Here is a 21,942-nt window from a genome sequence, read left to right as displayed (position 1 = left end):
GTCCGTCTTATAGGACTTAAGGGATTAGACAGAGAATTGATTCTCTGGCTTTCGAGAATGAAATAGCCCTGGGCGATAAATTGTCAATCATTAACGAATTCCGATCGCATACTAATGAAAGAATTTGATGTTGTCATTGTAGGGGGTGGTCCGGCGGGTGGCCACTGTGCGCGATTGTTAGCTAAATCGAATTATCAAGTTTTATTGATAGAGCAATGCGAACATTTCTATCAAAATAATTTTTCTAGCGCAGCTACTCCATTAGAAACATTAGAAAAATTCGATTTACCTCAAGATGTTGTGGCAAGTGTTTGGCAAAAAATAACGATAGTTACCTCTAAAGTTAGACAGGATTGGGAATCTCAGAAAACTTTAGGGGCTGTTTTTGATTTTGCCAAACTAAGAGAATTTCTGGCTCAAGAAGTCGAGAGAAGTGGAGGAGAAGTTTGGCTGGGTCATCGCTATCTAAAATCTTGGCAAGAAGCTGAAAAAACAGTTGTCTCAATTAAACCTAAAAATAGCGACGCGATCGCCGTTTCGACTAAAGTTCTAGTCGATGCTACCGGTTATGCTAGAGCGGTTATGTATGAGAAAAAGCGCGATCGCCCCAAGTTTCTTAAAGGAACTGGCATAGAGTATTTGATAGAAGTCAGCGATCGCGATTATGAAAAATATTCCAATTCCCTTGTTTTTTTTATGGGTTACAAATGGATTCCTAAGGGGTATTCTTGGATATTTCCCATGAATAATAATCAACTAAAAGTTGGTTCTGCTTGTTTGGAAGAACCTCATAAGTTTGTCGATCGCATTAAACCTTTAAAAGAATATATTTACTTAATTTTTAAAGAATATATGCAACTCGATCGCTATAAAATTGTTGACATTCATGGTTCTATTCTAGAATATTCCATCGGATTAAACGATCGATACTTCCGAGACAATATCATCGCTATTGGTGATGCAGTTTCTACTGTCAACTTTTTGGGGGGAGAGGGCATCCGACACGCAATGCAAGGGGCAGAAATTGCCAATGAATATATTCAAGAGTATCTAAAAAGCAAGATTGAAAATTTTCAAGGCTATCAAAAATCTATGCATAAATACTTTGCCTATAAATGGAATATCTCCGATCGGATTAGCCGTCGCGTTTATCTAGAATATCCCGATGAAAAGATCGATCGCAGAGTAGCTGTTTTAAAATCTCTTTCAGTAGAAGATATGATGGAGATTTTATTTAATTACAAATTTGAGAAGGTAACCAACTTACTTTGGCATTATTCAATGGTCAAACTAGAAAAAGTGCTAAACCTGATAAAAAGTGCGATCGTCAGTTCGATCGGGGCGATTTCATTCTCGAAAGCCAGAGAATAAATTCTCTTTGGCTATTGCATCGGGAAACCGAAGCGCGATCGCATTATTCAAAAGCTAATACCATTGCTAAAAAAGAGCGCAACCAATTATACTAAGTTGCTATCAAATGTCGAATAATGATAAAAGAGATTGAGAAAAGCACTTATTTGAGTTGGCTTTACCAAAACTTTAAATAAATAAAATGAATTGGCTAAAAACAATACTCCAACCTAACTATTGGTTACTGAGTCTAGCTGCGGCTTTAGTTGCCCTTCATTTAACCTACCTAAGCCAGGCAGATGAGCCTAATTTAATGAGCCTGAGCCTCTTATTTTGGTTGGGAATCGCCTCCTCTATCTGGGATAGGCGCGACAAATTAAAGCTAGAAAGTGGAGTTTTCTCAACCTTTCTCGGCATATCTTTAATTGCTCTAATTCTGCTGCGAAGTTTGGCGCCGGCAGGATATCATATTCGGATTTCACCGTTTGTCTCAGGCTTGGGTTTGTGTTTGATAGCATCTGGCATCAAGCGCTTGCATCACTACTGGAAAGAACTTCTGATTCTAGGCTTATTGGTTCTCTATCCGGTTTTTTCTGGATTGCTTAAGGCTATCGATTTGTCAATGCTAACGGCTAAATTCTCTGCCTTTATGCTTTGGGCAGCTGGATTTAATGCCGATCGAGAAGGCACTCAGATCCTGATGCCGACGGGGAGAGTCGAAGTGTATGGTGCTTGTTCTGGGATAGATAGTATTATTTTGATGTTGTGTATCTCGGTGCTGTTTTTGCTAATAGTACCTCTCAGCCGACGCCAGCAAGCGATTTGTATGTTAGTAGCCATCGTCTTAGGATTTTTTATCAACAGCTTGCGAGTGTCTATTTTGGCAATCTTGGTGGCTTATTCCCAAAAAAGCGCTTTCGATTACTGGCATGGCGGTGACGGGAGTTTTATTTTCTCGATGATTTCAGTCTTCTTGTTTGGAACGTTTTGCTGGTGGGCATATGTTCGCCATTTAACAGTTACTCCTAATTCCGGTGAACCCTAATGATAGCATCCCGATGGCAGCCCATAAGAATTGTCGCGATCGCTTTAACCTTGGGTGGCGTAGTCGGCGTACTCGCAAAGGCAATTTTATTCCCCCATGCGGAGAACGAACGTCAGTTAGGTACCTTTGACTTTCCCGCTACAGTTCCCATACCGCAATGGCAACTGGTTAGTGCCAAACTCCTGACGGCAACTAAACCGTCACAATCCGATTTCGGCAAACGGTATCAATACAGTCAAAATCAAAAGCGCGTGGAGATCGAGGCGCGTTACGAGCACTATACGGATGGCAATATCGGTCGTCTGCTAGTCGTTTACACGCCAATCGAACCCGCAACCGTCGTGCCGACCGTCAAATATCGAGAAGATATCGGCTATTATAGTCTGTTCGAGTACAAGGAAAAAGCCTATCTCAGTGCCTGTCTCAATCCTGTGGGTCAAAGTACGGTCACCGAACAACAATTCGTTCAAAATAAATATAGCTACGGTTGGAGTCCCCAACGGACGATTGGGTGGATTTTAGGTCGCGACGATCTGTTGGATGGGCGCTGTTTGTGGACGCTGTTATCCACTCCGGTTGCCTCGGATTCTGGTTCGACTTCCCAACAAGCTTATCAAAATCTAGAAACTGTCTGGTTTAGCTGGCATAGATGGTGGAAATCGAAGCTGAAACAGTGAAGGGCTGCACTCAGTATGACTGCGATCGCTGGCTTTTAACTGCGAAATAATCGCGTATACTGTGTCTGATGGGCCATACTAGCAAGGGCTAATCCCCAACTGCAACTGCTCAGCTGTTCATCTTTTAAGCATAAAATCTCCTGGGCTGCCCGAATTATAAGGTCGCGCAGATTGAGAAGAATCTGTTGACCTGCTGTTTGACCGAGGGGAATTAATTTGACTCCTGCACTAATCAAGTTCGCTGCCCAACTTTGTAAATAACCGATGATTGTTGCTTGGGGAGCGATTTGCCAGCAGGCAGCAGCAATGCCAAAGGCAACTGCATAATTGCACGAAGAATCGATCGCACCAGCAATTGACCGGAGTTGAGGTTGTAACTCAATTAATAGTTTCAGCAGCGATCGCCCCATTTGCCAACTCTGCTGTCGCAATTCTGCTGTTTCTCTAGCGGCAGACAGCCAAGCATTCCACTTGGCAATTGCTTCTAAATCCTCACCGCGAAAGCTTTGATAGGTTCGCAGCATCACCGCCGCTTCTATGCGAATCGATCCGTATTGCAATTGTTGCCTTATCCAGTTTTCTAGGGTTTCTTTTCTATTAATAACGCCGCGATCGACTAGCGCTTCCAGTCCTTCAGAATAACTATAGGCTCCCACGGGTAATGCAGGACTGACGAGCTGTAATAAAGATAAAAGTACGGAGTCATCGAGCATTTTTTTCACAGCCACCGGATCTTCAACACAACAAAGTAAATCAGTATTGACAACCAGGAAAACTCAGCCAGAAAAGGATTCAAGTAAGCGATCGCTATCGAACCTAGAAAAATCAGTGGCGGCACTAGCGTGTGATAGGTAAGAGAGCGAATCAGGCGATTAGAGAGGCTAGAAGCCACTAAACGGCGATGGCTGGAAGCATACCACCAGAGTAGCGCTTTCATTAGTCCCACGAACGCCATACTGCCAGCATACAAGATTACCGCTAGTCGCTGTCCGCTGTAATCGTTCAAAATAGCAGTAGAAAAAGGCAGAAACGCAATACACATCAAAAAGCCAATATTTAACCAGACTAAGATGTAGTTGTAGTGCTTGATGTAGCGGAAGTAACGGTGGTGGCTCACCCAGTAAAAGCCAATAACCAGGAAACTGACAATATAACCATGAAACTGGGGTGAAATCGAGCTTAGGTAATTCGATAGTGAAGTTCTTGCTAGATGACTGCTATTTTCAGGGAGTTTGAGATTGAATGCTAACAGGGTAATGGCAATGGCAAAGACAGCATCGCTAAAAAAAATCATCCGCTCAAACTCTATCTTTTTCTTTTTCATATCTTTACCTACGACAAGCACCATTGAAAGCCTTAAAAGTGTTGCTTTTTTAAGACTGTTGGGTTGCAATTCTCAAAACCTTATAAAAGCCATGTGACATTCTCATGACAATTGTGTAACAAACTCGTGACCAAAATAATTCGGAATTGCAAACTGCCTCTACCAAGCAGCGCCGAATTCGCTTAATTATTAACTATGTGCGTGATAAGCTCCGATTTCTGGTTGAAAAGGAACGATTTCTTCGATCGCCGTGACTCCCATTCGTTCTAACATGTCTTTGAGTACGGGATCGGGAGATAAGCGTAAATAGTTAGGCGCAACTTCTAAAGGAACGTGGCGATTTCCGAGATGATAAGCTGCCCGCAGTAAATCTAGAGGATTTTGAGCCGTTACCGTCAATACGGGTTCTGGTTTAGCTGCAATTTTAATAATTTCTCCGGTTTCCGCTTTCAGTAAATCCCCATCTTGTAAGATTGTCCCCCTCGGCAAGCGCAGAAACAAACTTTGTCCGTCGGGAGTTTCAAAGCGATGGCGGCTGCGAGTTCGTTCTTCAGCCGAAAGCGATAACGTAAATAAAGGAATGACTGGCTGGGGAATAATCGAGCGATCGATAACCTCGGATAAGCGTTCGGTAAAAGTCAGCATGGTTCTATGATTGGGAGCAACAGATTAGATTAATTCTGACTTTTTTATTGGCGTTGCCTGATGCGAATCATTGCATTTTGAATGCGTCTTTCTAATTCGCGATCGGATCGTACCCTTAATGTAATAGCATTAAACTCAGCAACAGTTAAACCGCTCTTTTCGACAATTGTTTTAGAACTCGTGCAGTAGTCTACAGCAACTCTTTGAGCTTCTCTAGGGAGATTTCTGAAAGTGTTGGGTCGATCGCAAATAATATCTGGAGGCGACTGACCGATAATTTGTTGAATTTTTTGGTATGCTTGTTGGCGACGGGTTTCTATTTCTAAAACTGCCCTAGCATATTTCATTATCTGTTCTTCACTAAACTCTTGAGTTCGAGCATAGGAGCTGAAAATAATCCTGGCGGAATGCCAGGAAAATTCAGGGATAACGCCGCAAAGAATGCTCATTGCTGCCATCACACAAGCTATTAAAGAACGAGTAAAAACTCTGTTCAAATCAAACGAGACACAGTCAATAACAATCATGCGCGTTATTCGGCAAATATATTATCATAGCCAAATCTCCACAGAGATTCTCTGACTTTTTTTGAATTAATTTATGTACTAGAAGTTCCATGGTTGAAGATTGCCAAGCAATGGCTGACAAGAAAAGAAATTCCTAACGAACTCTTGGCTGCTTGCCGAGCGCTAATTCCTCTTTCGTTAAATATGAGCACGATTACCAATACATCAGAGAAAAACGCATCCGCTTTCGTTCATATTCCTGTCCTAAGTCGGGAATTAATTGCTCGATTAAAGATTAATCCAGGTGGGCATTACCTCGATGCCACAATTGGAGGAGGAGGGCATAGCCGCTTAATTCTAGAAACTTTTCCAGATGTGAAGGTAACGGGCATCGATCGCGACGAACGAGCAATCGCAGCGGCAAAGGCAAATTTAGCAGAATATGGCGCGGAGCGTTTGACATTTTGGCAGGGAAACTTTGCTGACTATCAACCGGAGAACGTAAGGTATGATGGGATTATAGCTGATTTAGGGGTCAGTTCGGCTCAATTAGATATTCCCGATCGCGGTTTTAGTTTTCGCCACCAAGCCCCTCTAGATATGCGCATGGATCGCACTCAGTCCCTGACTGCCGCAGACATTATCAATGATTGGGACGAGGAGAAGCTAGCCAAGATTTTCTACGAATACGGAGAAGAAAGACTGTCGCGGCGCATTGCCAAACAGATCGTTCGCCAGCGTCCTTTTCAAACTACAACAGAACTAGCCGAGGCGATCGCTCGTTGCGTTCCTCCAAAATATCGCTATGGCAGAATTCACCCCGCCACCCGCGTTTTTCAAGCTCTTCGCATTGCCGTCAATCAGGAGCTGGAATCTTTAGAACGCTTTCTCGACAAAGCGCCTTATTGGCTGAAAATAGGCGGCAGAATCGGTATTATTAGTTTTCATAGTCTAGAAGACCGCATCGTCAAGCATCGGCTGCGCGACTCACCTTTATTAGAAGTCCTCACCAAAAAGCCTATTACTCCTCAACCCGACGAAGAAGCGCAAAATCCGCGTTCTCGCTCGGCAAAACTGCGACTCGCTCAACGTAAAGAAACCTGAGAACAAATTAGCCCATGCAGGATATTATATTAGGGTTTGCGAATAAATAAACCGATCGATTAGCCCGTCTAAAACGGAATTGACCCATATTACTCCTGCTTACCCAAAATGTTTGATTGTATTGTTGTCGGTGCTGGTCCTGCGGGAGCAACTGCCGCTTATCATCTAGCTAAACTAGGACGCTCGGTTTTAGTCTTAGAAAAAGCCGCTTTACCGCGCTATAAACCTTGTGGCGGAGGAGTTTCCCCCGCGATCGCCAAGTGGTTTGACTTTGATTTTACCCCCGTTATTAACAACACCATCACCAAGGTGCAATATACCTGGAAAATGGGCGATCCCATGGAAACCGAATTAAACATGAAAGAACCCATGTGGATGGTAAAACGCGATGAGTTCGACAATTATTTGATCGAGCAAGCCCAACAAAAAGGCGCACGGGCAAAAGATAATACGGAAGTTAAGGCAATCTCCCCTAACAAGGGAGGCTGGCAAGTTAATACATCTGACGGAATCTATGAAGCTTCCTATCTGATCGCCGCTGATGGGGGTAGGAGTTTGCTAACCCAGTTGTTGGGGTTGAAGCCGCGTCAAGAATTTCTCGGCGCCACGCTGGAAGTCAAAACCGCCGTACCCGCCGACAAGCAAAAGACCGCCTACTTTGACTTTGGTACGCTCAAGAATGGCTACATCTGGAACTTTCCCAAAGCCGATGGCTATTCTCTGAGTGCGGGCTGCATGCGCGGTAAAACCAAACCCGATGAATTGAAAAAGCATCTTACTGACTATGCTAAAGCGTTTGGAATCGACCTGGCGAATAGTCGCTATAGCGATTATTCCCTGAGTTTGTGGACGGAAAACCAACCCTTACACGCCAATCGCGCCGTTATTGCCGGCGAGGCAGCAGGAATTCTCGATCCCTTGAGTGGCGAAGGAATTCGCCCTTCTATTTTTACAGGCATGAAAGCGGCAGAAGCGATCGATCGCGCGATCGCAGGCGACGGACAAGCTTTGGCCAACTATACCCAAGTCATCGCTCAGGAATGGGGTTCTGATATGGTTTTGGCTTCCCGCTTGGCTGGATTATTCTATCAGTTTCCCAAAATTGCCTACAAATTCGGTGTCAAGCGACCTACCGCAGCACAAGTCATGGCTAAAATTCTCTGTGGAGAGTTGCGTTATGGCGATATCACCGACTATGCAATGCAGCGATTGAAAAAAAGTTTGATTCCGGGAATGGGAAATTAGCTATGGACTTATAGAGATGTAGCTAGGTGCCTCTACATCTCTATTAAAATCTAAGCTCGCATTAATGCTTTTCTTAAACTGTCGCAACCATCGATGCGTCCTTAGCTGCCATATAGAGGATCAAGTCGAGCATGCGCATTGAGTAACCCCACTCGTTATCGTACCAAGCGACGACTTTGAAGAAGTTGGAGTTCAGTTCGATTCCGGCTTTAGCATCAAAGATACTCGAATGGTAGTCGCCAGTAAAGTCGCTGGAGACGACTTCATCTTCGGTATAACCCAGAATACCTTTCATTTCGCCTTCCGCTGCCGCTTTCATCGCCGCGCAGATTTCTTGGTAGGAAGTGGCTTTTTCGGTACGAAAAGTCAAATCGACCACCGATACATCTGGGGTAGGAACTCGGAATGCCATTCCCGTAAGTTTGCCTTTCAACTCTGGCAAGACCAAGGTAACTGCCTTAGCAGCACCAGTAGAAGCGGGGATAATGTTTTGTGCCGCTCCCCGTCCGCCGCGCCAGTCTTTTTTGGAGGGACCATCGACGGTTGGCTGAGTGGCAGTCATGGCGTGAACGGTTGTCATCAGTCCTTCCGCTAATCCGAAGTTATCGTGGATGACTTTGGCGACAGGCGCGAGGCAGTTAGTCGTACAGCTAGCATTGGATACGATGGTATCCTTAGCGGGGTCGTAGGTCTGATGATTGACTCCCACTAATAGGGTGCGGATTTTATCGGGGTCTTTTGAGGGAGCAGAAATGATGACTCGCTTCGCTCCTGCTTTCAAGTGTTTGGAAGCTCCTTCGTAGGTGGTAAATAAGCCAGTAGACTCAACGACGTAATCAACTCCGTATTGCTTCCAAGGCAGTTCTTCAGGGTTTTTGATGGAGACGCAAGGAATAAATTTGTCATTGACGACGATTCCGTCTTCTTTTGCTTCTACGGTACCCGAAAAACGACCGTGGGTGGAGTCGTACTTTAACAAATAGGCAATATTGTCTGGCGGGACGAGATCGTTGATGCAACAAAATTCAATTTCTGGGTTATTGATTCCCGCGCGAAACATGAGTCTTCCGATACGACCGAATCCGTTAATCCCAATTTTGACTGTCATGAAAATATCTCCTTGTTATGCTCGTCGAGTTGGAGAAAGGTAAGGATGGCTGTCAGCCAAGCTGATGTCTTTATTAACTGCGCGCTCCAGATTATCTTTATGCTAATTATGCTAAGAATTTTTTGGCGGGTGTCCGATAGCTAAATAAAAACTTCAGATTTTCCCAATTTTGCAACTGTCGAACGAACGAGTTATGCTCATTGCGATCGCGATCGCTTTTTTGGCTAACATCCAGCTTTTAGTAAATTATATCGATTGAATCTTTTCAATCTATAAGTGCTAAGATTTAGAGTTAATAATGGTAGGGTCAGCGATCGTTTGCTTGACACGAGTAATTTTATTTTGCCTCTGTCTTTAGGTAGAATTTTTCAGACCATTCGCCAAGAGATTTTTAACTTTGTCTTACGATCGGCAGATTAAAAATAGTTTAAGAGCAGATGGCATTTTTCGATCTGACCAGCTACACTTTATAATCTAAATATTCTGACAAAGCGAGCTATTAAGAAATAAGCATTTAAGTCTCTGACATCTATTGATGAGTTAATCGACGCGATCGCTGGAGTATCGATCGGCAAGAAGACAGATAAAACTCATTATCTTAGATAAAAGTCAAAATATCTGACTTAAATTCAAGGATAAAAGTTGTAGTTGCGATCGCATTTAGCAAACGACCTTTTTAAAGACCTGTCAAGGCTAATTTTAGCAAGAATAGTGGTTTTTAAACTTCCTTTAACTCAAACTTAATTGATACCAGAGTTAGGCTAACTAAGAAATAAAAATAGACTAGACAAAAAATCAACCATTAAAAACAACCAATAACAGGAGCGAACCATGACAGTAGCGCCTAGCCAACTTCCAATCGAGCAAAATCCGCTTTCCGCCGAAGAACTGCGCAAAATAGATGCTTACTGGCGTGCCTGTAACTATCTTGCCGTCGGAATGATCTATCTGCGGGACAATCCGCTACTAAGAGAACCTCTCAAACCAGAACACGTCAAGTATCGCCTGTTAGGACATTGGGGATCGAGTCCCGGTCTAAGCTTCACTTATATCCATCTCAATCGCTTAATTAAAAAATACGATCTCAATATGATTTTCATCGCCGGACCCGGTCACGGTGCTCCGGGCGTTCTCGCTCCCATCTATCTAGAGGGAACCTACTCCGAGATTTATCCCGACAGAAGCGAGGATGAGGAAGGGATGAAAAAGTTCTTCAAACAGTTTTCCTTCCCTGGCGGAATTGGCAGTCACTGCACCCCCGAAATGCCCGGCTCGATTCACGAAGGAGGGGAGTTAGGTTATAGTCTCTCTCATGCCTACGGTGCAGCTTTTGACAATCCAGATTTGATTGTTGCCTGCGTTGTTGGAGATGGCGAGGCTGAAACGGGCGCATTAGCCACAGCTTGGCACTCCAACAAGTTTCTCAATCCCATCCGCGATGGCGCCGTACTACCCATCTTGCATTTAAATGGCTACAAAATCGCTAACCCAACTATCCTGGCACGCATCGCGCCAGAAGAGTTAGAGAGTCTGTTCGTCGGATATGGCTATACTCCCTACGTAGTGGAATGTCCGGAAGGGGAAGATGTCACTGTCTCGCATCAAAAAATGGCTGCTGCCCTAGAACGCTGCATCAACCAGATTCGTTCTATCCAGGAGGAAGCTCGCCGAACTGGGGAAGCTAAACGTCCTCGCTGGCCTATGATTATTTTGCGCTCTCCTAAAGGTTGGACGGGACCGAAAGAAGTGGACGGTCATAAGGTGGAAGGCTTCTGGCGCGCCCATCAAGTTCCCATGGCAGAAATGCAAAGCAATCCCCATCATCTGAAGTTGTTGGAAGATTGGATGCGCGGCTATCAACCTGAAGAATTGTTTGATGAAAAGGGCAAGTTGATTCACGAATTAAAGGAACTCGCACCCGTCGGTCATCGCCGTATGAGTGCTAACCCGATTACCAACGGCGGTCTGGTACGTAAAGAACTTCGCCTGCCCGACTTTCGCGACTATGCTGTTGAGGTGTCCAAACCGGGTACGACTGAGGTGGAACCGACGCGAGTTCTCGCCAATTTTCTGCGCGACGTGATGCGCAATAATCGAGATAATTTCCGGCTGTTTGGACCCGACGAAACCGCGTCGAATCGCCTTAACGGCGTCTACGAAGTTACCAAAAAAACCTGGATGGCAGAATTCAAACCAGAAGACCTCGACGGCAGCGAACTGTCCAGAGATGGTCGCGTGATGGAAATGCTCAGCGAACAAACCTTAGAAGGCTGGCTGGAGGGATACCTTCTCACCGGACGACACGGTTTGTTTAACACTTACGAGGCTTTTGTCCACATCATCGATTCCATGTTTAACCAGCATGCCAAGTGGCTCGATGTCTCCCGGCATGAAGTTCCCTGGCGAGTACCTATCTCATCGCTGAATATCTTGCTTTCTTCCACCGTCTGGCGGCAAGACCATAACGGCTTTAGCCATCAAGACCCCGGTTTTATCGATGTGGTGACTAACAAGAGTGCCGAAGTTACCCGCATCTATTTGCCCCCCGATGCGAACTGCTTGCTTTCCGTTGCCGATCATTGTTTGCGCAGCACTGGCTATGTCAATGTAATCGTCGCAGACAAGCAGAAACATCTTGCCTATCTGACGATGGATGAAGCAATTAAGCACTGTAGCAAAGGGATTGGGATTTGGGATTGGGCAAGTAACGACGATCGCGGCGTTGAACCCGATATTCCCGATGTTATCATGGCTTGCTGCGGAGATATCGCGACTCAGGAATCTTTGGCAGCAACGGCTATCTTGCGCCAAGAATTTCCCCAACTCAAGGTTCGCTTTATTAACGTGGTCGATCTGTTTAAACTGCAATCAGACACCGAACATCCTCACGGCTTATCAAATAGGGATTTCGATACCCTTTTTACCCCGGATAAACCAGTCATTTTTAATTTCCACGGCTATCCTTGGCTGATTCACAAGCTCGCCTACCGCCGTACCAATCAAGAGCGCATTCACGTGCGCGGTTATAAAGAAAAAGGTAATATCAATACGCCGCTCGAATTGGCGATCGAAAATCAGATCGATCGCTTTAATCTGGTTATCGATGTTATCGATCGCGTTCCCAAATTACAATCTGCTGCTGCCCACGCCAAAGAGCGCATGAAGAACCAGATTATCGAGAACCTTCATTACGCTCGCGAACATGGCATTGACAAGCCTGAAATTCTCAACTGGAAGTGGTCGTAGCGGTACTCTTCCCGTCGCCGAGCTAAACTACGGCGCGAACCAAGTCGCGGAATGCGATCGCATTCCGCGAAGTTATCTAACTAACAACCGAAGGTAGCTTGTTGCTGAAAAAGACACCCAGCACTTGTTCGGCAATTTGAGACCCCGTCAATCCCAAATCGACAAGAGATTCATCTGGTTTGGCATGGTCTACTAACTTATCGGGTACGCCAAAACGCTTTACAGGCACCAGGATATTATTATCCTGCAAAGCTTCCGCCACCGCAGAACCAAAGCCACCCATCAGACAGCCTTCTTCTAGGGTAACGATCTTGCCGATGCGTTGCGCCAGCGGCAGAATTAACTCCGTATCCAGAGGCTTGACGAATCGAGCATTGATAACGGTTGCTTCAACCCCGTGTTCGACGAGAATTTCAGCTACTTGCATGGCGGTGTTGACCATCGTGCCATAACCCAAGAGCAAAACATCGTCTCCGTTGCGGAGAATTTCGCCTTTGCCAATAGGTAAAGGTTCCCAACCTTCTTCCATCAGAGGAACGCCGATTCCGTTACCGCGAGGATAGCGCATGGCAATGGGACCGTCGGTATAGTTAACTCCCGTCACCACCATTCGTTGCAGTTCGGCTTCGTCTTTCGGTGCCATCGCGACCATGTTGGGAATGCAGCGCAAATAGGCAATGTCGTACAATCCTTGATGCGTCGGACCGTCGGCACCGACAATCCCCGCCCTATCCATACAGAAGAAGACAGGGAGGTTTTGGATGCAAACATCGTGAATGACTTGGTCGTAGGCGCGTTGCAGGAAGGTAGAGTAAATCGCTACCACAGGACGCATACCTTCGCAAGCCAAGCCTGCTGCTAAAGTAACGGCGTGTTGTTCGGCAATCCCCACATCAATGTATTGCTTGGGAAGTTTGGCGTGAAGCTTGTCTAACCCCGTTCCCGTTGCCATTGCCGCCGTGATGCCGATAATTTTGGGATTATTTTCGGCTAGTCTGGTGAGCGTGTGACCAAAAACTTTGGAGTATGCTGGGGGCTTGGGTTTGCTGGAGGGAATGGGTTTGCCCGTAGCAAGATTAAAGGGATTTTGAGCATGGTAGCCTACTTGGTCTTTTTCCGCAACTTCGTAGCCTTTTCCTTTCACCGTGGCAACGTGAACGAAGACGGGACCGGGAACTTTATGTGCCTGTTTAAAGGTAGAGATGAGTTCTGAGAGGTTGTGACCGTCAATCGGGCCGAAATAAGTAAATCCCAATTCCTCGATCACTGCCCCGACTTTAGGAACGGCAAGCCTCTTCATTCCTTCTTTGAGGCGTTCCATATCGGGGGTAAGAGATTCGCCGAAGAAAGGCAGATGCTTAAATTGTTCTTCTAAATTATCGGAAATGAACTGAATGGGATCGCTGAGACGAACTTTATTAAGATAGCGAGAAATCGCTCCTACATTAGGAGAAATTGACATTTCATTGTCGTTTAATACGACCATCAGGTTAGTATGGGGCAAATGTCCGGCATGGTTGATGGCTTCCAATGCCATCCCGCCAGTCAGTGCCCCATCGCCAATGATGGCTACGACTTTGAAGTCTTCCCCTTTAGCATCCCGCGCTAGTGCCATCCCTAAAGCAGCAGAAATGCTAGTAGAAGCATGTCCTGCCCCAAAATGATCGAATTTGCTTTCACAGCGCTTGAGATAGCCTGCAATACCGTTCTTTTGTCGCAACGTGTGAAAGCGATGATAGCGTCCCGTTAGCATTTTGTGGGGATAGGCCTGGTGTCCTACGTCCCAAATAACTTTATCGCGGTCGAGGTCGAGGGTTTGATACAAAGCAAGGGTCAGTTCGACAACTCCTAGTCCAGGTCCAAGGTGTCCGCCGCTAGCTGCAATAGTTTGTAAATGTTTTTCTCGAATTTGACGGGCAATATCCTCTAGTTGGCGAATTGACAAGCCGTGCAACTGGTTCGGATGAGTAATTTCACTTATATGCATATCGGCGTGTTCTCTCAAGATTTTTGAATCGCTACATTATCAGTTATCAGTTATTCGCTGGCAGTTTACTGGTTACTGGATGCCGAACACTGATTACTGAATGTTGGCTGCTCGATCTCCACGGTCTTTGAGGCTTTTTATCCTCATTGGCATAATCGGGCTTTTGGTTATTTACCAGGCTTGTGCTGGTTTCAGGGGAAGTTTGAGTCAACTATCTTTGTTACCAGCTCTCCTGATGCGGATTGCGACCAATATAGATTATGCCGCATATTGCTTGTTTCTTCAGAAGGCGCGATCGCGCGATCTGGAGATTCATGGACATAAATTTTAGAAGATTTGATCCCCTTCATGGACGGCTGACTCACAAGTCGTTACATTTTGCCGAAATTTTTAAGCTTGTCCGCTATTCCATGCTTGAGCAGCATCTTTGACAGCTTGTTCTACCGTTTTTTTCTTCAACATGGCTGCCTGTAAATTTTCATAGATTGCTTTTTGCAGTTGGTTGAGGTTTTTCATGGCTGGGACTAATATCTCGGCATCTTTAAGCTGAGTGGCGCTAACTCTTCGCGCTTGTTCGATTGGAGTCGCGTTGCCCCCTTTGTCCAATTCTTTAATGTATTCCTTTACCGCCTCCTCTGTCGAAGGCAAAACATTAGCTGCCTTAGCAAAGGCTAGCTGATTGGCGCTATTGGTCACAAATAAGGCAAATTTAACCGCTTGCTCTGGTTTATCGGTATCGCGAGGAATTGTCAAATTCATTACCGCTACATTTTTCTTGCCCGTTTTCCCCGAAATTTGAGGGGCGGCGGCGGAGACTTGGGCAATGTTTGGCGCATTATTCTCTATCGTCTGGAGAGATTCTGCCCCAGAAGCTAATAATGCCGTCTCGCCTGCCTGATACAGTTCTGCGGCATAGCGATGTCCTTGGGTAAGGACTTCTGGCGGCAGAAGTTCTTTTTGATATAAATCTACCCAGTATTTAAATGCTGCTATGCCCTCTGGCGTATTAAAGGCGGCTTTCCCTTTTTCATCAACCAATTTGACTCCCATCTGTACCAGGGACTCTAATACTTCAGCAGAATCGCCAGGGACGAAGGTGATAAAAAAGGCATACTTGCCCGTCTTTTCTTTAACTTGTGCCGCTACTTTTGCCAGTTCCTCATAAGTTTTTGGCGGTTCGCTAATTCCGGCTTTAGCTAATAAATCTTTGTTATAAATCGTAACTCGCGTGGTTAGATACCAGGGAATGCCAAAACTAATATTGTTAATCGTACTCGCTTGCCAAATCTTAGGTAAATACTGTTGTTTGTTTTCGGTCGTTAACTGTTTGTTTAAGTCTAGCCACGCATCGCGCGTCGCTAACTGGGAGGCAAAATTTGGATTGAGGTTGACTACATCCGGTGCGGTTTTAGCAGAAACGGCACTCAGGATTTTATTTTCCATTGCCTCCCAAGGTACGTCTACCCAGCGTACCTTGACTCCTTGATTTTCTTTCTCAAACGTGGCGATTAGCTCGTTGAAATACTGAGTAAATTGGGGCTGTAGCTGCATCGTCCAAAATTCTATTTCCTGGCCCGATGAGGGATTGGACTGACAACTCAGCAGCCAGCTGAATAACAAACCCAGCAGCGCCCACAGGCATACATTTCTTAACCTGACAATTTTGCTCATTCTTATGCTGTTACAATATGCACAATAGATTTCCTGTCAGTTTTTTTTCTCCGAGGTTAAAAATCTCTCGATTGTTTTATTTTGGCAGGAGATTGGGTAGCATATATTTAAGTCGTTTTCCTCGCACATTGAAAATATTACATTCATAATATGTATCGATCGCGATATGTTAGAGAGATATGCTGGAGCGTTTAAAAAGTCTTCTACCAACCAAAAGTACGGGGTTTGGGTTAGAAATCACTCCTGAGAGGATTAACTTAGCACAACTGAGCAAACAAGGGCAAACGTACAAACTTGTTAAATATTGTTCTTCGGAAATCCCCGAAGGCGTATTTGAAGAGGGCAAAATTGTTGACTCGCTAACCTTAGCCGAACGCATTCAAGAACTGCTCAAAGAATACAAAATTAAAGCAAAGCGGGTAGCAACGGCAGTGCCGATGCGGGAAGCGATTCTTCGTATTCTTCCCTTACCAGCAGAACTAGACGAGCAAGAATTGCGGGATTTGGTTTTGAACCACGAAGCGAGTTTATATTTGCCTTTTCCCCGCGAGGAAGTGGATCTCGACTATCAAAAGTTAGGCTATTTTGAAGACGAAGATGGCATTGAAAAAGTCCAAGTCCTATTGGTAGCCACCCGGCGAGAGGTGACTGACTCTTATATAGAGACTTTCAAACAAGCTGGATTGGAAGTAGATGTCTTGGAAATCAATAGCTTTGCCTTAATTCGCACGATTAGGGAGCAACTGAGGCAATTTGGCTCGAAAGAAGCTGCCGTCCTCGTCGATATCGAATTCGACAGTACGGAAATTGCCATTGTCGTCGATGGGGTTCCTCAATTTTCTCGAACAGTTCCCATTGGCACATTTCAAATGCAGACGGCTTTAGCTCGCGCCATGAATTTACCGCCGTCGAGAGATCCTGAAATTCTCAGAGATATTACCATTCCCAACACGCCCTTCGACAGTCTGAGCACTCAAGGGATAGCCGTAAATCCGGGGATGAGTGCTTTGCTGAGAATTGTCAGCGAACTGACAGACGAACTGCGTCGCTCGATTAATTTCTATTTGAATCAGAGCGAGGGATTGGAAGTCGTTCAACTCCTTCTGGCAGGTCCCGGCGGCGGCATCGGACAACTAGATGAATTTTTTACCCAGCGATTGAGCGTTCCGACCATGCAAATCGATCCGGTGTCAGCACTATCATTACAAATCGATCGCGAAATTCCTGCGATCGCGCGACCGGGATTGGGAACCGTGCTGGGTTTAGGACTTCGAGAGGTTTAAAGCCATGTATAGCTTAGATATTAATTTCCTCAAGGATCGCAAAGTCGAGGAGGACGCTAAAAAGACTACTCTAATTGAAGCTCCCGGATTCTCGCTAGGGAAAAATTTACCTATGCTGATTGGTGCGGGAGTGATGATTCTCCTACCTGCGGCTACTGGCAGTTTGTTGTGGGTCATCAATGCGCAAACCGCAAGTACGCAACAGCGCATCCAAGAGCTGGAAAGTCAAATCGCTCAGCTCACCGCGCAAAATCAGAGGATTCAGGAGGTAGAAAAACAAGTTAGCTCCGTCAACGAAGAGACGCAGGCGCTGGTGAGCGTTTTCAATCAGATTAAGCCTTGGTCTGCCGTTTTGCAAGACATTCGCGATCGCACGCCGGCAGGAGTCCAAATTGAATCGATCGAACAGGAGGCAGCAGCAGCACCTCAAGGCGGTTCGGCGACACCGGGGATACAGTTAACCCTCACGGGTATCGCTCGCTCCTACGATGACGCGAATGATTTGGTTCTCTCCTTGCAGCAATCTAACTTTTTGAAAGCTCAGAAAACTGTTTTAACTAACGCCGAGCTAGTAGATGCACCCGTTCAAGACATCAAGGAAGAAGCTCGTCAAGAAATATCCAGAATCATCGAGCAGGGTAAAGTTCCCGGTCTTCCCAAAAATACAAGCGTGACAAGCGTCAAAGATCTGTACGTGTTTCCCAAAGTCATCAAGTATCAGATCAAGACCGAGCTAGGCGATATTCCGGCTTCTAAGTTAATGCCAGAGCTAGCTCGCAAGGGAGCTGTAGGACTGGTAACTCGGATTAGAACATTGGAGCAAAAAGGAGCCATTCAACCATGACATTTGCTGACGAACCTATAAGCAAAAATGGGCTGGAAGCTGAAGAACAGGTTAATTATCCAACTGCTTTTGGCATTACCTTTACTCCTCAAGTTAGCGGCATTGCGCTCGCTCTTTTAGGAGTGCTAGGCGCGGTTTATATCCTAGCCAATTTTGTCATGCCAGCTTATCAGAATTATCAAACGCTTACAACTGATGAGAAAGCAAAAGAAGACCAAGTCAATCAGCAAAAATCAGGTGTCATCGAAAAGAAACTTCAAGAGACAGAAACTAAGCTCAAACAAGCCCAGAATCTAAAGTCAGAGGTTTTGAATCTATTTTCTAGTCAAGCAACCCTCGATACTTTATTGATAGATATCAATAAATTTGTTGCTTCTAAAAATGCTAAATTAGTCAATTATAAACCTCAAGGGAATGAGGCTACTATTGTCAACGACGGTTCTTTGGGAACATTAGTTAATAATAAGCTCAAACGTCAGACAATTAACCTAGAACTGGAGGGAACCTTTGAGCAAACCCAATCCATTCTCAGGGATATCGAGCGACTGCAACCTCTCTTGTTGGTAAAAAACATCAGCTCGAAAATGACTGTAAGTCCCTTTGTTGTCCTACCGAATCCAAAGACAAAACAAACTGAATTAATTTCTCTGCCATCGATGCTGAAAACTACACTAACGCTCGATGTAGTCTTGCCCCTAACGCCTGAAGAAGCGGCAGCAGTAGCACAACCACCCGCACAGGAGGGTCAGCAACAGCAAAAATCTTAGTAATGCCTATTTGAGGGAACAAAAAAATTAAATCTCTCATCTGCGATCGCGATTGCATCGCTTTTGAGAATTAACTACATAATTTAAGTGAGGAGTGAATCGTGAAAAGTTATTATTATCCGCTAATGATTGGTGGAGCAGCTATCATGCTCCTAGCAGCGCGATCGGCACAAGCAGCGACGGAAAACGAAAATAAATCTAGAAAAAATGCTGCCGAACTCAAACAAGAAATACTGACAGAAGCAGTCGATTATTTTGAAAATTTAGAGCAGTTTTCTCAAGATAAATCTGCCACAAAAAACAAAGCGATTGACAAAAAAAATCGCACAAAAAAAGAACCAGCGTTTTCCAAAAGCAGTGACTTCGATAGTCTTTCAACGAGCAAATCGCAACAATGGCTCGCCCAAACACCCACTCTTCCAACTCCCAATCCCTCTTCTGCTCCGATGGTGCCGCAACCGCAAGTCACTATCCAGGAAAGCAATAATTCTAATCCAGGGAATACCAATCAGGCACAAGGTATGCCTTCTACTTCCTCTCCTGCGCCAATGGTTCCGCAACCACAAATTACGATTCAGGACAATGGGAATACCAATACAGGGGTAAACGTAAATATAGACCCGAATGCCAATGCACCCACAGACATACTTCAACCCACCACACCAGTAGCTCCCGTCCTACCTCGTGCGGTAGCGCCTCCAGTAGGAGACATAGCGATCTCAAATATCGATCCCTCGGCAGATTTAATCGATCTGGGAACAGACGTACTCGTTCCCCGTTTAGTTCTGCGACAAGCCCCCGCACGGGAAGTATTGGCTGTATTAGCTCGCTATGCAGGTTTGAATCTTGTCTTTACAGACGGAATACAACCAGGTGGACAGGGGCAAGAACAGGCGCAGACGGCAGCAGAGCCAACAGTTTCTCTCGACTTGGAAAACGAGTCAGTACAAGAAGTTTTTAATTCGGTGCTATTAGTCTCTGGGTTAAACGCTAACCGCCGGGGACGCACTATCTTTGTTGGCTCAAACTTACCCCATGAAGCACGCAATCTAGTCAGCCGTACGCTGCGTCTCAATCAAGCTAGCGTCGTCAATGCAGGAACGGTCTTGGCATCTCAAGGAGCTAGCTTTCAGCGCGTCGTTACCCCAGTTGAAGAAGTTGTCGATCCAGTCACCCAAAGAGTTGTTCGTCGAGTCGAGAAACCCGCAGAAATTCAGCCTATCAAAGTCGGCGAAGAAGCGGGAGCCGGCTCGCCTTTGTTGCTAGCGGGACTGACGGTAACGGCGGACGATCGCCTCAATGCACTCACCTTGACTGGCGATCCGCGTCAAGTCGAAGTAGCTACTTCGATGCTAACTCAGCTAGATGCTCGCCGCCGTCAAGTCGCCGTGAATGTCAAAGTGGTAGATGTTAATTTGAGCAATACAGAAAACTTTGGTAGTAGTTTTTCCTTTGGGTTTGATGATGGCTTTTTTATTCAAGATCGAGGAACCGCTATCCTTAATTTCGGCAGGCTTAATCCACCCAATCAAGCTCAAGTCAGAGGTAGTACATTTGCACCTCCTGTCGTACCTTTTCCAGATACAGTTGCTGGCGATGCTGAATTAACGCCGTTCTTCGATATACAAACAGGTGCTCCTTTCGGTGGAAATAATATCGGTTTTGAACAGTTTACCGATCGCTTTGCTCCTTACGCGCGCCCTAATTTTGGCACGCAGGCAAATCCATTCCAACCTGGTATATCAGATATTAAGATCGACTCAACAACTGGTCAGATTGAGTATGAATATCAACTGCCTGGGTTGTTCCGCTTCCCTGACAAATTTCTGCTGACGTTACAATCTCAAATCACGAGCGGGAATGCTAAGATTTTGACCGATCCTACATTGGTTGTCCAAGAAGGACAAGAAGCGACGGTTAGACTAACGGAAAAGGTTCTCGAAAGCGTCAACACCCAGGTCGATCCCCTGAGTGGCGTAAGAACGACTACTCCTGTTCTGTCCGATGCTGGATTAACTCTTACAGTTAATATTGAAAGAATTGACGATAACGGCTTCGTTAACTTGTCGGTTAGTCCCACCGTCGCTGCGCCTGGAAATACAGTCGAGTTCGATAGCGGTGCAGGCTCTGTAAACACTCTTACCTTATTAAATCGTCGAGAACTGAGTTCTGGGCTGATTCGACTGCGGGACGGTCAAACCCTGATCGTATCCGGGATCATTCAGGACAGCGATCGCACGATTGTTAGCAAAGTACCGATCTTAGGAGATATTCCCATTCTCGGCGCTCTGTTTAGAAGCACTGATAACATCAAGGAACGGGCTGAGGTTATTATTATGCTGACTCCTCAGATTATCGATGATAATCCCCGATCGCAGTTTGGCTATAACTACAATCCCAGCCCAGCAGCCTCGGAAATTCTGCAAGATCAAGGATTTGACGTTCAAACCAATCCGAATCGCGATCGTCAAGAAGAAAAGCAAGAAGAGAGCGAGGAGCAGCCCAATCGTCGTCAAAATCGACGGCAAGATCGATAGTAAATCTCTTGCCAAAATCCCTCACCCGCCAAGAAATTAATTTCTTGGCTAATATAATTGGAAATTTAAGTAGACATAAAAAAGGGGCACGAAGCCCCTCTTAAAAACGTAGCACTTTTGTAGAGGAATCAGGTAGTCGCTTGGCAATGAAGGTTTAGGGATTGCCTACCAACCCAAACAGTTTGGCAGCACCGCCTAAGATTGTTACAATCAAGCCAATCAGAACACTGCAATTGATAAATTTCTGGTCATCAATTTGCTTACCAAGTTCGCCTACTTTAGTTTCCAACGCTTTGAGATCGCCCCCTAGCTTGGTTTGCCCTACCTCTAGCCTATTGACCTCTAGCCTATTGAGTCGTTCATCAATCTTGTCGAGCTTGGTTTCAACTTTCTTATCAAGGGTATCGCGCTTAGTCTCGAACTTTTCATCGAGCTTATCTATTTTCTGCTCTATTCGCTCTAAGATTTTGCCTAAGTCGGTCGTCACCTGAATCGGTGTGTTGGACATTTTGGTAAACTTCTATTAGATAGATGAAATTTTTCTGCTATCCCCTAGCTGTTCGTACCAGCTAGGGGATTGTCTTTATTATCTCGATTATTTCG

General features: G+C 45.3%; 18 protein-coding genes. 10 read left to right on the top strand and 8 right to left on the bottom strand.

The annotated features are described in order from the left end of the window. The first annotated feature begins 114 nt into the window (after positions 1 to 114). The 3 genes from NIES593_RS11910 to NIES593_RS11900 all read left to right on the top strand — a co-directional run bounded on the left by NIES593_RS11910 (position 115) and on the right by NIES593_RS11900 (position 3,072). Positions 115 to 1,371: an NAD(P)/FAD-dependent oxidoreductase gene (locus NIES593_RS11910; RefSeq protein WP_073599782.1), complete on the top strand. Its 1,257-nt coding sequence runs from the start codon at positions 115 to 117 to the stop codon at positions 1,369 to 1,371. 181 nt (positions 1,372 to 1,552) lie between these two features. Further along, on the top strand, positions 1,553 to 2,395 hold the full coding sequence (gene crtA / locus NIES593_RS11905) for a cyanoexosortase A (protein WP_083602432.1): 843 nt from the start codon (positions 1,553 to 1,555) through the stop codon (positions 2,393 to 2,395). Further along, the gene (locus NIES593_RS11900) at positions 2,395 to 3,072 is read left to right on the top strand and encodes a cyanoexosortase A system-associated protein (RefSeq protein WP_073599780.1); all 678 of its coding nucleotides are present in this window, start codon (positions 2,395 to 2,397) and stop codon (positions 3,070 to 3,072) included. Before crtA ends, NIES593_RS11900 begins: the two co-directional genes overlap by 1 nt. A gap of 35 nt (positions 3,073 to 3,107) precedes the next feature. Here NIES593_RS11900 and NIES593_RS11895 read toward each other — a convergent pair whose 3' ends face one another. The 4 genes from NIES593_RS11895 to NIES593_RS11880 all read right to left on the bottom strand — a co-directional run bounded on the left by NIES593_RS11895 (position 3,108) and on the right by NIES593_RS11880 (position 5,490). After that, the gene (locus NIES593_RS11895) at positions 3,108 to 3,785 is read right to left on the bottom strand and encodes an urease accessory protein UreF (protein ID WP_073599779.1); all 678 of its coding nucleotides are present in this window, start codon (positions 3,783 to 3,785) and stop codon (positions 3,108 to 3,110) included. Positions 3,786 to 3,790: 5 nt separating this feature from the next. Beyond that, positions 3,791 to 4,396, bottom strand: coding sequence for a TMEM175 family protein (locus NIES593_RS11890; RefSeq protein ID WP_245817448.1), 606 nt, complete (start codon positions 4,394 to 4,396; stop codon positions 3,791 to 3,793). Positions 4,397 to 4,585: 189 nt separating this feature from the next. Continuing rightward, positions 4,586 to 5,041, bottom strand: a complete 456-nt coding sequence (ureE, locus tag NIES593_RS11885) for an urease accessory protein UreE (protein WP_073599777.1) — start codon at positions 5,039 to 5,041, stop codon at positions 4,586 to 4,588. Between the two features lie 44 nt (positions 5,042 to 5,085). Continuing rightward, positions 5,086 to 5,490, bottom strand: coding sequence for a DUF4168 domain-containing protein (locus tag NIES593_RS11880; RefSeq protein ID WP_245817446.1), 405 nt, complete (start codon positions 5,488 to 5,490; stop codon positions 5,086 to 5,088). A gap of 261 nt (positions 5,491 to 5,751) precedes the next feature. Here NIES593_RS11880 and rsmH point away from each other — a divergent pair, with 261 nt between their 5' ends. Beyond that, a complete protein-coding gene (rsmH, locus tag NIES593_RS11875) occupies positions 5,752 to 6,651 on the top strand; it encodes a 16S rRNA (cytosine(1402)-N(4))-methyltransferase RsmH (RefSeq protein ID WP_073599808.1) in 900 nt (299 codons plus the stop codon). 108 nt (positions 6,652 to 6,759) lie between these two features. Further along, a complete protein-coding gene (locus NIES593_RS11870; protein ID WP_073599775.1) occupies positions 6,760 to 7,896 on the top strand; it encodes a geranylgeranyl reductase family protein in 1,137 nt (378 codons plus the stop codon). A gap of 73 nt (positions 7,897 to 7,969) precedes the next feature. On the opposite strand, the gene gap is transcribed toward NIES593_RS11870, so the two are convergent. Then, positions 7,970 to 9,004, bottom strand: coding sequence for a type I glyceraldehyde-3-phosphate dehydrogenase (gap, locus tag NIES593_RS11865; RefSeq protein ID WP_073599774.1), 1,035 nt, complete (start codon positions 9,002 to 9,004; stop codon positions 7,970 to 7,972). An 831-nt stretch (positions 9,005 to 9,835) separates the two neighbouring features. On the opposite strand from gap, the gene NIES593_RS11860 reads away from it, so the two are divergent. Further along, a complete protein-coding gene (locus tag NIES593_RS11860; protein ID WP_073599773.1) occupies positions 9,836 to 12,250 on the top strand; it encodes a phosphoketolase family protein in 2,415 nt (804 codons plus the stop codon). Between the two features lie 76 nt (positions 12,251 to 12,326). On the opposite strand, the gene dxs is transcribed toward NIES593_RS11860, so the two are convergent. Beyond that, a complete protein-coding gene (dxs, locus tag NIES593_RS11855; protein WP_073599772.1) occupies positions 12,327 to 14,237 on the bottom strand; it encodes a 1-deoxy-D-xylulose-5-phosphate synthase in 1,911 nt (636 codons plus the stop codon). 390 nt (positions 14,238 to 14,627) lie between these two features. Then, positions 14,628 to 15,908, bottom strand: a complete 1,281-nt coding sequence (locus NIES593_RS11850) for an ABC transporter substrate-binding protein (protein ID WP_073599771.1) — start codon at positions 15,906 to 15,908, stop codon at positions 14,628 to 14,630. A gap of 179 nt (positions 15,909 to 16,087) precedes the next feature. Between NIES593_RS11850 and pilM the strand changes: the two genes are divergently transcribed. From pilM to NIES593_RS11830, 4 genes are all read left to right on the top strand, one after another. Continuing rightward, positions 16,088 to 17,191: a type IV pilus assembly protein PilM gene (gene pilM, locus NIES593_RS11845; RefSeq protein WP_073599770.1), complete on the top strand. Its 1,104-nt coding sequence runs from the start codon at positions 16,088 to 16,090 to the stop codon at positions 17,189 to 17,191. A 4-nt stretch (positions 17,192 to 17,195) separates the two neighbouring features. Then, positions 17,196 to 18,035: a PilN domain-containing protein gene (locus NIES593_RS11840; protein WP_073599769.1), complete on the top strand. Its 840-nt coding sequence runs from the start codon at positions 17,196 to 17,198 to the stop codon at positions 18,033 to 18,035. After that, a complete protein-coding gene (locus tag NIES593_RS11835) occupies positions 18,032 to 18,802 on the top strand; it encodes a hypothetical protein (RefSeq protein WP_073599768.1) in 771 nt (256 codons plus the stop codon). The genes NIES593_RS11840 and NIES593_RS11835 overlap by 4 nt, the downstream gene beginning before the upstream one ends. Positions 18,803 to 18,903: 101 nt before the next feature. Continuing rightward, complete coding sequence (locus NIES593_RS11830) at positions 18,904 to 21,339, top strand: secretin N-terminal domain-containing protein (protein WP_073599767.1); 2,436 nt, start codon at positions 18,904 to 18,906, stop codon at positions 21,337 to 21,339. Positions 21,340 to 21,493: 154 nt separating this feature from the next. On the opposite strand, the gene NIES593_RS11825 is transcribed toward NIES593_RS11830, so the two are convergent. Next, positions 21,494 to 21,847, bottom strand: a complete 354-nt coding sequence (locus NIES593_RS11825) for a hemolytic enterotoxin (RefSeq protein ID WP_073599766.1) — start codon at positions 21,845 to 21,847, stop codon at positions 21,494 to 21,496. Between the last annotated feature and the right edge of the window lie 95 nt (positions 21,848 to 21,942).

It is taken from the genome of Hydrococcus rivularis NIES-593, from assembly GCF_001904635.1.
GTDB lineage: Bacteria > Cyanobacteriota > Cyanobacteriia > Cyanobacteriales > Microcystaceae > Hydrococcus > Hydrococcus rivularis.
This window is presented reverse-complemented; position numbering and strand designations above follow the sequence as displayed.

Excerpts from the sequence above, each read along its gene's own strand:
- NIES593_RS11850 (WP_073599771.1), bottom strand. The coding sequence starts at position 15,908 with ATGAGCAAAATTGTCAGGTTAAGAAATGTATGCCTGTGGGCGCTGCTG.
- NIES593_RS11900 (WP_073599780.1), top strand. The coding sequence starts at position 2,395 with ATGATAGCATCCCGATGGCAGCCCATAAGAATTGTCGCGATCGCTTTA.
- NIES593_RS11835 (WP_073599768.1), top strand. The coding sequence starts at position 18,032 with ATGACATTTGCTGACGAACCTATAAGCAAAAATGGGCTGGAAGCTGAA.
- NIES593_RS11870 (WP_073599775.1), top strand. The coding sequence starts at position 6,760 with ATGTTTGATTGTATTGTTGTCGGTGCTGGTCCTGCGGGAGCAACTGCC.
- rsmH (WP_073599808.1), top strand. The coding sequence starts at position 5,752 with ATGAGCACGATTACCAATACATCAGAGAAAAACGCATCCGCTTTCGTT.
- NIES593_RS11895 (WP_073599779.1), bottom strand. The coding sequence starts at position 3,785 with ATGCTCGATGACTCCGTACTTTTATCTTTATTACAGCTCGTCAGTCCT.
- gap (WP_073599774.1), bottom strand. The coding sequence starts at position 9,004 with ATGACAGTCAAAATTGGGATTAACGGATTCGGTCGTATCGGAAGACTC.
- NIES593_RS11910 (WP_073599782.1), top strand. The coding sequence starts at position 115 with ATGAAAGAATTTGATGTTGTCATTGTAGGGGGTGGTCCGGCGGGTGGC.
- NIES593_RS11825 (WP_073599766.1), bottom strand. The coding sequence starts at position 21,847 with ATGTCCAACACACCGATTCAGGTGACGACCGACTTAGGCAAAATCTTA.
- crtA (WP_083602432.1), top strand. The coding sequence starts at position 1,553 with ATGAATTGGCTAAAAACAATACTCCAACCTAACTATTGGTTACTGAGT.
- pilM (WP_073599770.1), top strand. The coding sequence starts at position 16,088 with ATGCTGGAGCGTTTAAAAAGTCTTCTACCAACCAAAAGTACGGGGTTT.
- NIES593_RS11860 (WP_073599773.1), top strand. The coding sequence starts at position 9,836 with ATGACAGTAGCGCCTAGCCAACTTCCAATCGAGCAAAATCCGCTTTCC.
- NIES593_RS11890 (WP_245817448.1), bottom strand. The coding sequence starts at position 4,396 with ATGAAAAAGAAAAAGATAGAGTTTGAGCGGATGATTTTTTTTAGCGAT.
- NIES593_RS11840 (WP_073599769.1), top strand. The coding sequence starts at position 17,196 with ATGTATAGCTTAGATATTAATTTCCTCAAGGATCGCAAAGTCGAGGAG.
- dxs (WP_073599772.1), bottom strand. The coding sequence starts at position 14,237 with ATGCATATAAGTGAAATTACTCATCCGAACCAGTTGCACGGCTTGTCA.
- ureE (WP_073599777.1), bottom strand. The coding sequence starts at position 5,041 with ATGCTGACTTTTACCGAACGCTTATCCGAGGTTATCGATCGCTCGATT.
- NIES593_RS11880 (WP_245817446.1), bottom strand. The coding sequence starts at position 5,490 with ATGAGCATTCTTTGCGGCGTTATCCCTGAATTTTCCTGGCATTCCGCC.